The 10,408-nt window shown below is 71.0% G+C and carries 14 protein-coding genes, 1 tRNA gene and 1 other RNA gene; 7 read left to right on the top strand and 9 right to left on the bottom strand.

The features are described from left to right. Together CWIS_RS12680 and CWIS_RS12675 are read right to left on the bottom strand one after the other, a co-directional pair. Positions 1–1,105 (bottom strand): DNA polymerase III subunit gamma and tau (locus CWIS_RS12680; RefSeq protein ID WP_048343671.1); only part of this gene is annotated, 1,105 nt, incomplete at its 3' end. A gap of 99 nt (positions 1,106–1,204) precedes the next feature. After that, a complete protein-coding gene (locus CWIS_RS12675) occupies positions 1,205–1,864 on the bottom strand; it encodes a LysE family transporter (protein ID WP_048343670.1) in 660 nt (219 codons plus the stop codon). Positions 1,865–1,995: 131 nt separating this feature from the next. Between CWIS_RS12675 and CWIS_RS12670 the strand changes: the two genes are divergently transcribed. Together CWIS_RS12670 and CWIS_RS12665 are read left to right on the top strand one after the other, a co-directional pair. Next, complete coding sequence (locus CWIS_RS12670; protein ID WP_048343669.1) at positions 1,996–2,424, top strand: Lrp/AsnC family transcriptional regulator; 429 nt, start codon at positions 1,996–1,998, stop codon at positions 2,422–2,424. A 1-nt stretch (position 2,425) separates the two neighbouring features. After that, complete coding sequence (locus tag CWIS_RS12665; RefSeq protein ID WP_053071710.1) at positions 2,426–3,097, top strand: GNAT family N-acetyltransferase; 672 nt, start codon at positions 2,426–2,428, stop codon at positions 3,095–3,097. Positions 3,098–3,122: 25 nt separating this feature from the next. Here the strand turns inward: CWIS_RS12665 and ffs are convergent. Continuing rightward, positions 3,123–3,219, bottom strand: an RNA gene (gene ffs, locus CWIS_RS18100) — signal recognition particle sRNA small type. A 139-nt stretch (positions 3,220–3,358) separates the two neighbouring features. Between ffs and CWIS_RS12660 the strand changes: the two genes are divergently transcribed. Then, a tRNA-Ser gene (locus CWIS_RS12660) sits at positions 3,359–3,443 on the top strand. Positions 3,444–3,592: 149 nt separating this feature from the next. On the opposite strand, the gene CWIS_RS12655 is transcribed toward CWIS_RS12660, so the two are convergent. Both CWIS_RS12655 and CWIS_RS12650 read right to left on the bottom strand, forming a co-directional pair. After that, positions 3,593–3,904, bottom strand: a complete 312-nt coding sequence (locus CWIS_RS12655) for a hypothetical protein (protein ID WP_048343668.1) — start codon at positions 3,902–3,904, stop codon at positions 3,593–3,595. Between the two features lie 17 nt (positions 3,905–3,921). Then, a complete protein-coding gene (locus CWIS_RS12650; RefSeq protein WP_048343667.1) occupies positions 3,922–4,632 on the bottom strand; it encodes a nucleotidyltransferase domain-containing protein in 711 nt (236 codons plus the stop codon). A gap of 150 nt (positions 4,633–4,782) precedes the next feature. Between CWIS_RS12650 and CWIS_RS12645 the strand changes: the two genes are divergently transcribed. Continuing rightward, positions 4,783–5,295, top strand: coding sequence for a DUF664 domain-containing protein (locus CWIS_RS12645; RefSeq protein ID WP_048343666.1), 513 nt, complete (start codon positions 4,783–4,785; stop codon positions 5,293–5,295). Between the two features lie 13 nt (positions 5,296–5,308). Here the strand turns inward: CWIS_RS12645 and CWIS_RS12640 are convergent, their stop codons facing one another. Further along, positions 5,309–5,674 (bottom strand): TraR/DksA C4-type zinc finger protein, encoded by a 366-nt coding sequence (locus tag CWIS_RS12640; protein WP_229747510.1) that lies wholly within the window; start codon positions 5,672–5,674, stop codon positions 5,309–5,311. Positions 5,675–6,592: 918 nt separating this feature from the next. On the opposite strand from CWIS_RS12640, the gene CWIS_RS12635 reads away from it, so the two are divergent. The 3 genes from CWIS_RS12635 to CWIS_RS12630 are packed head-to-tail and all read left to right on the top strand — an operon-like array spanning position 6,593 to position 8,569. Further along, positions 6,593–7,528: a hypothetical protein gene (locus CWIS_RS12635; RefSeq protein ID WP_048343665.1), complete on the top strand. Its 936-nt coding sequence runs from the start codon at positions 6,593–6,595 to the stop codon at positions 7,526–7,528. Continuing rightward, the gene (locus CWIS_RS18440) at positions 7,521–7,928 is read left to right on the top strand and encodes a hypothetical protein (RefSeq protein ID WP_156186646.1); all 408 of its coding nucleotides are present in this window, start codon (positions 7,521–7,523) and stop codon (positions 7,926–7,928) included. Before CWIS_RS12635 ends, CWIS_RS18440 begins: the two co-directional genes overlap by 8 nt. Next, positions 7,925–8,569 (top strand): hypothetical protein, encoded by a 645-nt coding sequence (locus CWIS_RS12630; RefSeq protein ID WP_141371770.1) that lies wholly within the window; start codon positions 7,925–7,927, stop codon positions 8,567–8,569. The genes CWIS_RS18440 and CWIS_RS12630 overlap by 4 nt, the downstream gene beginning before the upstream one ends. Here the strand turns inward: CWIS_RS12630 and CWIS_RS12625 are convergent. From CWIS_RS12625 to CWIS_RS12615, 3 genes are all read right to left on the bottom strand, one after another. After that, on the bottom strand, positions 8,545–8,970 hold the full coding sequence (locus CWIS_RS12625; RefSeq protein ID WP_048343663.1) for a TraR/DksA C4-type zinc finger protein: 426 nt from the start codon (positions 8,968–8,970) through the stop codon (positions 8,545–8,547). The two genes, CWIS_RS12630 and CWIS_RS12625, sit on opposite strands and share 25 nt — an antisense overlap. Beyond that, positions 8,930–9,238 carry a hypothetical protein gene (locus tag CWIS_RS18990; RefSeq protein ID WP_048343662.1) on the bottom strand — a complete coding sequence of 103 codons (309 nt, stop codon included), beginning with the start codon at positions 9,236–9,238 and terminating at the stop codon, positions 8,930–8,932. Before CWIS_RS18990 ends, CWIS_RS12625 begins: the two co-directional genes overlap by 41 nt. A 73-nt stretch (positions 9,239–9,311) precedes the next feature. Next, positions 9,312–10,244: a pseudouridine synthase gene (locus CWIS_RS12615; RefSeq protein WP_048343661.1), complete on the bottom strand. Its 933-nt coding sequence runs from the start codon at positions 10,242–10,244 to the stop codon at positions 9,312–9,314. Between the last annotated feature and the right edge of the window lie 164 nt (positions 10,245–10,408).

Below are 10,408 nucleotides of genomic sequence, written 5' to 3'. Positions count from 1 at the left end.
GCAGCAGGAGGCGGGCCATGAGGAGCTCGAGGTGCAGGCGCGGCGACGTGGCGCCGGTCATCTCGGTCAGCGCGGCGTTCGCCAGGTCCGCGGACCGCGACAGCTCCGCGGATCCGAGCCGTGCGGACTGCACGCGCATGGTGGCGAGCTGGTCCTCGGGCAGTCCGCGCAGGGCGGCGCCCGCCGCGTCGCCCGCGGCGTCGATGACGATGAGGTCGCGCAGGCGCTCGAGCAGGTCCTCGACGAAGCGGCGCGGCTCGTGCCCGGTCGAGATCACACGCTCGACGACGCGGAACGCGGCACCTCCGTCGCCCGCGGCGATCGCGTCGACCAGGTCGTCGAGCAGCGAGGCCTGCGTGTAGCCGAGCAGCGCGGCCGCACCGCCGTACTCGATCCCGGACGCGTCGGAGCCCGCGATCAGCTGGTCGAGGACCGACAGCGTGTCGCGCACCGACCCGCCACCCGCGCGCACGACGAGCGGTAGCACGCCGCCGCCGACGGGCACGCGCTCGGCCTCGCAGAGCTGCTCGAGGTAGGGCAGCAGCACGTCCGGCGGCACCAGGCGGAACGGGTAGTGGTGCGTGCGCGAGCGGATGGTGCCGATGACCTTGTCCGGCTCGGTCGTCGCGAACACGAACTTCACGTGCGGCGGCGGCTCCTCGACGATCTTCAGCAGGGCGTTGAAGCCCTGGTTCGAGACCATGTGCGCCTCGTCGAGGATGAAGATCTTGAACCGGTCGCGCGCCGGGGCGAACGTGGCGCGCTCGCGCAGCTCACGCGCGTCGTCGACACCACCGTGGCTCGCCGCGTCGATCTCGACGACGTCCAGGCTCCCCGGCCCGCCCCGGGCGAGCTCCACGCAGGACGGGCACGTCCCGCACGGGGTGTCGGTGGGGCTGGCTTCGGTGTTCTGTGCGCAGTTGAGGATGCGCGCGAGGATGCGCGCGCTCGTCGTCTTGCCGCACCCGCGGGGTCCCGAGAACAGGTAGGCGTGGTTGACCTGGCCGGTCCGCAGCGCCTGCCGAAGCGGCGCGGTGACGTGGTCCTGACCGATCACCTCGGCGAACGTCTCCGGCCGGTAGCGGCGGTACAGCGCAGTCGTCACCCCCCGAACCCTAGACGCCCTCACTGACAGCCGTGGCCGCTCGTGCACACCCGGACGTCCGCGGGCGGGACCGCGCGACGGTCGCGACGGTCGCGGCGGTCAGGCGACGGCCACCCACGCGGCGAGCAGCACCACGAGCCCCGACCCGATCGGCGCGGACCACTCCTGCCACCGCGCGCCGAGCCGTCCCCCGGCCCACGCCCCCGCGAGCCCGAGCACGCACTGCCACGCGAGCGAGGCCGCGCCGGCGCCGATCGCGAACGCGACGAGCGCCCCCGGCCCCGCGACCAGCCGCCCCGCGAGCCCCACGGCCACGGTCGCGAAGATCAGGGCGGTGGCCGGGTTGAGCAGCGTGATGACGACGAACCTGCCCCACACCCGTGCCGCGCGCACCGAGCTCCCCGCGGGCTCGTCGGGACCCGCCGCGAGCGCGTCCGGCCCGCCGGTCCCCCGCGCACGCCACCACCGCAGCAGTCCGACGATCCCGACGAGCGCGAGCACGACCGCCCCGCCCACGCGCAGCCACTGCTCCCACCCCTCGAGCAACCGGCTGACCTGCGCGCCGAGCAGCACCGCGAGCATCGCGTAGGTGAGGTCGACGGTCGCGACCCCGGCAGCGGCGGCGACCCCCGCACGCCGCCCGCGCACGAGCCCTTCGCGCACGATCAGCACGGCCACCGGACCGACCGGCACGGCCACGGACAGCCCCGCGACGACGCCGAGAGCGGCAGCGGACAGGACCGGGGACGTGGCGAGCATGGCTGCATCGTCGCCGATTCCCCGGCCTGGACCACAGCCATCGCACCCAGATCCGCAGTCACGCCGCGACTTCCGCGGGCGATGGGCGGTATGCGGCGCGCGATGCGCAGTCTGCTGTGACAATCGTCGGCATGGACGCCATCGACGAGGCCATCCTCCGCGAGCTCACGGCCGACGGACGGCTCCCCTACCGCGAGCTGGGCGCCCGCGTCGGGCTCTCGGCGAACGCCGCCGCGGCGCGTGTCCGGCTCCTCCTGGCGGACGGCGTGATCGCGGGCTTCACGGTGGTGCGTGGGCAGACCGCGCCGCCCTCGTCGGCCGGGCTCGAGGTGTTCATCGAGGTGCGTCTGGCGGAGCGGACGACGAACGAGGCGTTCACCGCGGCGCTCGCGGCGAGCTTCCCGCAGGTGCGTGACGCCGTGCACGTGACCGGCTCGTACGACTACCTGCTGCACGCGTTCGTCAGCGACCCCGCGTCGCTCGACTCCCTCGTGCGGCGGCTCAAGCGCGAGGCCGGCGCCGCACAGACCTTCACCCGCCTCGCGCTGCGCGGAGCCTGACGTGCACATCAAGCCGACGACGAGCCCGCAGGACCTCGCCGAGGTCCACGAGCAGGTGCTGCGCCCCTCCTTCCCCGACGACGAGCTCGTCGACCTGCCCCGGCTCGAGGCCATGCTCGAGAGCGGGACGCTGCACGTCGTCGTCGCACGGGACGACGAGAGCGTGCGCGGAGCCGCGCTCGCGGAGTGGTCACCCGAGACCGGGATCCTGCTGCTCGCCTACCTGGCCATCGCCCCGGGGCGGCGCGGCGGCGGCGTCGGCAGCCTGCTGCTCGACCACGCGATCGACACCTGGCGCACCGAGCTCGACCCGTGGCTCGTCGTCGCCGAGGTCGAGGACCCCGCCGCCCATGCAGGTTCCGACGCCCACGGCGACCCGGCCGCGCGGCTGCGGTTCTACCAGCGGCACGGCGCGCGCGTGATCCCCGTCCCCTACGCCCAGCCCGCGATGCACCCCGGCGGACGCCGCGTGCCCGACCTGCTCCTGCTCGCGCTGTGCGCCTCGGGCGACCGGCTCGCGGGCGTCGAGGTCGACGGGACCTGGCTCGTGCCGACCGCGCCGCTGCGCGCGTTCCTCGAGCACTACTTCACCGCCTCCGAGGGCGCGGCACCCTCAGGGCCCGAGTGGGACGCGATCGTCGCCGCCCTTGAGCCGCCCGTCCTGCGCGTCTAGCTGTGACGTCCCGGCACCTCGGGCACGCAAGGACCCCCCGTGCACCCGCCAGAGCTCACCTGCCCTTGCTGCCTTCCGGCCCTGGGGGAGTTCAGCGAGATGACGCCGCACGAGGGGTCTGGGCCAAGAATAGCCCAGCCGGTCCGCCGGTCGGGACGCGACAGGTCGCCCGCCGATACGACGAGCGAGCGGCCAGGACACCCCCGTTCCTCGGCTAGACTCCTACCCGCAGTCGGTCGGGTCGCCCGGACGGCCGCGCCTGGAGGATTCGCCTAGTGGCCTATGGCGCACGCTTGGAAAGCGTGTTGGGTGCAAGCCCTCGGGGGTTCGAATCCCCCATCCTCCGCCGTGTGATGTCTCAGGACATCGGCACCAGGCCGGACCCTCAGGGTCCGGCCTGTTTGCGTGTTCGGGGTTGGTAGTCCTTGGTGGTGTCGATGGTCAGCTGCGTGAACGCGGCGGGGGGCCGTCTCTGGTCCGGGCTGGATCCGACATCTAGAGCGAGAGCCTGTCGAGTTCGTCGATGAACGCGCCGGCGTCCTTCACGGCACGAGCCGCCTCGGCCTTCGTACACCAGCCGCCGTAGGTCAGGTTCGTCTTGTCGGATGCGAGGCGCGTGAACTTGCGCGCGAGGGCTTGTCCTCCGGGACCGGTCTCTTCGAGCAGCCTCCCCCCAGCACGATGGTCCTGCTCGGTCGAGTGCTGCCCGAGCGCATGACCACAGATCGCGTCAGACGCTGCGATCGCGGCGAGCACGGCGCTCGAAGCGGCGACCTGAGCCGCGGACGACGCACCGTCGGGCGCCATCTCGAGCCGCTCCTGCGCTACCTGGTGGTGCTCTCGTGCCGTCGCGGCTCGCTCGCGGTTGTCCCGAGCGGTGGTGTTCCTGGTTCGTCCCATGGCGCCCCCCTCAAGCGTCGGCGGAAGTCTGGACCGCGGAAGACAGCGGCGTCCTTTGTGAGAGACGCGACCATCGGGTCCGATTGGCGGACGAGCTCGTCGAACCTCGTCCGGCTGATCTGGAAGGTGTTGCAGTCATTGCCGGTAGCGGCCTCGACGTCACGGATGACCTCGGCGACAAGGACCTCGATCTGCTCGTCGCTGAACTCATCGGGCATGATGAGGAGCACGTCGATGTCGCTGTCCGGTTGCGAGTCACCCCGGGCGACCGACCCGAACAAGGCGGCCGTGACCCGTGGAGAGTCCTGCGAGTCGAGGATCTCGTCGATCGTCGCGCTGATGCGCCGCTTCACGGCCCAGACGACCTGATCGGCGGCTGTGACGAGCGCTTGGACGGCCGGCCAGAGGAGGTGCGCGCGGTTGATCTCGAACAGGACTGCCTGTCCGGCGCGCTGCGACTCGATGAGACCCGAGTCGACCAGCCGGTGGAGCACTTGGCGGGTCCGCTCGATCGACACATCCGCCAGCTCGGCGGCGCGCTTCCCGGTCAGCGGCAACCCGGAGCGGGCGAGGACGGCGAGGACCTTGCCGTGCACGCCCGGCACGACCACCGCGAGGGGATCTCCGAAGTCCATGCTTCCAGGCTACGAGAAGTACTTCCAGAAAGATAGAAGTACTTCTAGAAAAGTAGAAGTACTTCTCCATCTCGGCCCTTCCGACGGCCCGTCCGGCAGGCGCGGCGCTGGCGGCCTAGCGTGGGTGCGACCCACGACTGCGGAGGTGCCATGCAGGCGAAGGACGTCCTGGCGGACGGGTTCGGGCGGATCGAGGATCTGGTGCGACGAGCGGTCGAGGGCGCCGACGACACGGCCCTGACCCGGCGGCTCGACCCGGACGCGAACACGCTCGCGTGGCTCGCGTGGCACATCGCGCGCGAGCAGGACGGGCAGATCGCGCCACTGGCCGGCACGGAGCAGGTGTGGACGTCGCGCGGGTGGTCCACGCGGTTCGCGCTCCCGTTCGACGACTCGGCGATCGGGTACGGGCACACGTCCGACGAGGTGGCGCAGGTGGTCGCGCCCGCGGAGCTCCTGCTCGGCTACCTGGCGGACGCCACGGCGGCGTCGCTCGCGTACGTCGAGCGCCTCGCCGACGACGACCTGGACGTCGTGGTCGACGAGAGCTGGAACCCGCCCGTGACGCTCGGCGTCCGTCTCGTGAGCGTCCTCGGCGACGCGTTCGAGCACGCGGGCCAGGCGGCCTACCTGCGCGGCGTGCTCGACCGGACCGCGCGCTGAGCGGCGTTCCCGCTCACGGGACCGCGTGCTCGACGCACGTGGTCGCGGTCGGTCGCGCGCGCAGCCTCTCGGGGTCGATCGGCTCTCCCCCCACGGCACACGTGCCGTACGTCCCGGCCTCGAGCCCGTCGAGCGCGGCGTCGACCTCCGCGAGGCGCCGGCGCACGTCGGCCGCGAGCGCGTCGACCTGCGCGCGCTCGAACGCGATCGTCTGACCCTCGGGGTCGTGCTCGTCGTCGATGTTGGCACCCCAGGACGCCTCTACGAGGTTGGACTTCGCGGCGCCGAGCCCGACCGCGCGGTCGAGCGCCTCCGCGCGCATCGCGAGCAGCCGCTCACGCACCTCGTCGGCGCCCGCCCCCCGTGCCCCGCTCCACACGCGCCACCCTCGCACCCCCCGCTGACCCCCGCAGCCCGCTGTCGCCCCACTCTCGCCCCCAGCGGAGCGGAGGCGTGACCGGCCGGCTCGCCAGGTCGTCAGGTGCAGGTGTGGTCGTCCGGTGAAGCAGACGACTTCGCGGACTGCTGACGACCTCACGCGGGAGGAGCTCACGGTGGAACCACACGAACCGGTGCGGCCGGTACGGGCGTCGTCCCGCACGAGGTGGCCGTCGTCGCCGACGAACCGACCGTCTCCGAGCATCACCGCGACGTCGACGTGCTCAGGGAATCGCTCGCGCAGCCAGGTGCCCATGGTCGGCCCCGGTGCCGGGCGGGCGGGGTCGCGGTCGGGCGTGCGCACCCACCCGGCGGCCAGGACGAGCGCCACGACGCTGCCCGCGTGGGCGTTCGTGATCACAGCCCCGCCGTAGGAGTGCGCGACCAGGACGACGGGCCGTCGGTCGAGCCGACGAGGTCCTGGATGTCAGCCGCGTCGGAGACGTGGGGTCGTCAGGTTGTGGTGGCGACCCACATCTCTCTGACGACCTCACGCGGTAGGCGACTCGGCCGAGGGCCCGGCGGACTGGACGTGGCCTGTGGGGTGAGGGTGCACACGTGCCGTCGATCCAGTTCGGTAGGCGAACTCGCCTGCGCGGGGCTCGAGGGGAGGAGTGCAGTCGTACCGAGGGCACACACGAGGCGTCTCCCCCAAGCCCCCAAGCCCGCAGAGAACTCCATCGCAAAACCAGCAACGAAGGTCCGGGCGATCCGGTAGTTTGCACCACATAGACCGCGTAGCAATGCGCACGGCCAGGGGGAAATGATGCAACGCGTGCGAGTACTGCCAGCAGTCGCCGCCATCATGACGATGTCTGTAGCGTGCGCCGGGCTGGGCGCAGCTGCGGCACCGTCGCCGGTGGACGCCGTCATCGCGACCGGATTTGTGCGCGGCGCAGACGGCGAGGCTCTCGCTGGCTATCCGATTCAAGCGCTACTCGACCCCACCGCCGAGGAGTTTGAAGCACCACCTGGCGTAGCCATTCCCTACACGCCGCTCGCGTCCACCGTTACTGACGCCGCGGGACGCTATCGCCTTTCCATCGCCCCGGAGGACGTCCCACCGCGTGCCGCCGGGACTACCTTGCCGATCGCGGTAACAATCCTTGGCATAGACGAACGGGGCCTGGTTAGCCAGACCGTCAGCATGACGGTCAAGAGCTCGGCGTGGTCTGTGTCCGATGCCGACATCGACATTACGAACGACGTACCGTCGGTGGAGAACGACGGCGCTGTGACACGCTCCGGCGCCGACCGCATTAGCCCGCCCGTGACACGCCTGAACGCGAGCGAGGGAAACAACCCGCAACTCGGGGGCTCGACAGAGGCAAGGATAGGGGCAGCGCCGGTACCCCTGCGGATGGCTCATGTCGAGCGCGCAGCGAGCGGCGCTGCGAGCGTTGACTTCACGGTGCGGGTTCCCGCGACGGATGGGGAGAACGTCGAGCTCCTTGCCGACGGCGAGGCTAGCCGAGACTCCAGCGGGGCAACCTCAGACACACTCGCCGCCAGTATTCCGAAGGAGATCAGTAAGAAGTGCGTGAACGCGCGGGTGATCATGGGCTCTACGGGAAGAAAGAAGTCTGTCTACGTCGACACCGCTAAGGTCAGATCCATGGGCGGCACGACCAGCACTTGGCAGTACGAGAGCACCAAGACTACACAGATGGAACTTTCCATCATGTATGGCACGTCCACTTTCGTTGGCGGCGGCGGCCTGGCAAACTCCACCACAAATAGCGCTGGCAGCAGTTTCGACGGCCCTAAGAACAAGGGCATAGTGCATAGTGCATAGTCTGCAATGGGAGTTCGATGAATTGAAGTACCTCTGCAACAACAGCAGCGGCAACTACGACTCCGGATATCGTCAGTGGCGCCCCCGGAAATGGACCATGGGCGCAACTTCCAGGACGTGGACGCCGTTTGTGTGCTCGCCTCAGAATCACATCACTACCACCGCCAAGTCTTTCTGGCGGTCCAATAACAAGGCGGTAACATCGTCGGGGGCGTTCAAGATCGGGGGGTGGCTAAGCGCCTCCCAGAAGTTCACGACTGGCACCTCCGGCCGAATCACCTACACGAAGGTTTCATCGAGCGCCACGGCGAAGGTCAGCTACTGCGGCAACAATGGCGGCCCGTCGGTTGCGGACATCACCATCGAAGGCAAGCCGCCGTCGAGCGGAGACCCGGTATGACCGCCGCACCAGGCGAGTCCTACACCGACGCCGCGCCTGACGTGCCTCTGGTACAGCCCAGGCGCGCGGCGCGGCGAGTCGGCGCTTGGGCGGCCACGACCGTCGCTGTCGTCGCTGTGGCACTCACGGCCTGGCTTATCCTGCGGACGGTCCCCGACGGCCCACTGGAGGGCAGCGACGACGCTGGTGTGGTCGTAGACGCGTTCCCTGCCGGTTCGTGGGTGACCTTCGGCCTGCAGGACCTGACGAACCCTGGCGATGAGGACATCATCATCGAGCACGTCGAGGTCCTGTTCGGGGACGTGCCGGTAGAGGTCGCCGAACAGATCGACGCGATTGGGGCGGAGCGGGTTGACCAACGCGGCTACAACCTGTTCGACGTCGCAGATGGCTGGCCCCGGCCTGCAGGCAAGCCTGTCGAGGGCATGACGATCGACGCGGGCGACAGCATCGGCCTTGAGCTCTACATCGGCGTCAAGGTCCCTGATGCGCGGGTTGGTATAGGGACTCTCGCAGGCGTTCGGGTGAAGTACCGTGCTGCCGGAGTTCGATACGGGAAGACGTTCCGTACCGAGCTCACGATCTGTCCGCTCGGCAGCGCGGCAAAGTGCGACGCCTACGAGCCGCCGAGAACCGAGTAGCCGTCCGTGGCAGTCCGTCGTGGGTGCGACCCACGACGGCGGAGGGAGGCGTGCGCGACGCACGTGGTCGCGGTCGGTCGTGCGCGCAGCCGCTCCGGGTCGATCGGCTCTCCCCCGACGACGCACGTGCCGTACGTCCCGGCCTCGAGCCCGTCGAGCGCGGCGTCGACCTCCGCGAGGCGCCGGCGCACGTCGGCCGCGAGCGCGTCGACCTGCGCGCGCTCGAACGCGATCGTCTGACCCTCGGGGTCGTGCTCGTCGTCGATGTTGGCACCCCACGATGCCTCGACGAGATCGGACTTCGCGGCGCCGAGCCCGACCGCGCGGTCGAGCGCCTCGGCGCGCATCGCGAGCAGCCGCTCACGCACCTCGTCGTCTTCCGTGCCCGTGCCGCGCTCCATACGCGCCACCCTCGCACCGCCCGGTGAGGTCCGCAGGTTCTTCCGCGACGTGTTCTGCCAGGACGTGCCCGCCGAGCTCGCCGCGGGCATGGCCGCGTCGCAGCGTCCCGGCAGCGCCAGGGTACGGGCGGATGTCGACGATCGGCGTGAGGTCGACGGTGTCCCCCGTCAGCGCGAGCGCTGCGGCGACCGCCTCTCCCTCGTCGAGCGCGAACCCGCAGACGTAGACGAGGGCCACGGCGTTGTCCGCGTGGACGTTCGTGATCACCGCCCCGCCGTAGTCGTCAGCCCGGCGTGACGCCGTCAGGTTCCGCTGACGACGAGGCGGCGCGCTGACGACCTCACGCGGCGGGCGGCTCGGCGGTCAGCGGGAGGCGGCGGGTCGCGTGGAACGTGCGCGCGGTGCCGTCGATCGGGTCGGTGAACGCCAGCTCGCCGGCGAGGAGCTGGAGGGGGTGGGCGAAGTCGTCGACGGCGACGTCGCGGACCACCGGGTAGAGCGGGTCGTCGACGATCGGGATGCCCAGGCCCAGCAGGTGCAGGCGCAGCTGGTGGGTGCGGCCCGTGCGCGGCGTCAGCCGGTAGACGCCGCGCCCGTCGAGCTGCGACTCGAGCTCCACGAGCGTCTCGGCGTTGACCGGCGCGTCCGGGATCACGTGCGCCTGCCAGTCGCCGCGCTCCTTGCGGATGTGGTTGCGCACGACCGCGGGCAGCGCCAGGTCGTCGCGCAGCGGCGCGAGCGCCCGGTACGTCTTGTGCACCTCACGGCGCTCGAACACGCTCTGGTACGGGCCGCGCCAGCGCCGTTCCGTCGCGAGCATGAGCAGGCCGGACGTCACGCGGTCGAGCCGGTGCAGCGGCGACAGCTCGGGCAGGTCCAGCGCGGCGCGCAGGCGCACGACGACGCTCTCGCGCACGTGCCGACCGCGCGGGATCGAGGACACGAACGGCGGCTTGTCGACGACGACGAGCCTCTCGTCACGGTGCACGACGCGCAGCTCACCGGGCACCGGTGGCTCGTCGCGCAGCTCGCGGTGGAACCACACGAAACGGTGCGGCCGGTAGGGGTCGTCGTCGCGCACGGCGCGCCCGTCGTCGTCGACGAACCGACGCTCCGCAAGCATCCCGTCGACGTCGACGTACTCGGGGAACCGTTCACGCAACCAGGCGCCCATGGTCGGCCACGGGTGCGGGCGAGCGGGGTCGCGGTCGGGTGTGCGCACCCACGCGGCGGCGAGGCCGTGCCGCGCCGGGAGCGGTGATCGGGGTGGCACGCGCCCGATCGTACGGCGGCAGGCACGGCGTCGGTGCGGGCCCGACGAGCCCGGAGCAGGGAACGAGTCCGACGAAACCTCTCCCCTTGACCGCTCGCGCGCCGCTACGGTGGTGGACGTAGTCGCAGTGCCTCGCTTGTCACCGCCTTCCTTGCACGACCAGG

Origin of the sequence: Cellulomonas sp. A375-1, from assembly GCF_001040865.1 — a bacterium.
In the GTDB taxonomy this organism is placed as follows: domain Bacteria; phylum Actinomycetota; class Actinomycetes; order Actinomycetales; family Cellulomonadaceae; genus Cellulomonas; species Cellulomonas gelida.
The sequence above is the reverse complement of the archived record's forward strand: the minus strand, read 5'-3'. Positions and strand labels throughout refer to the sequence as shown.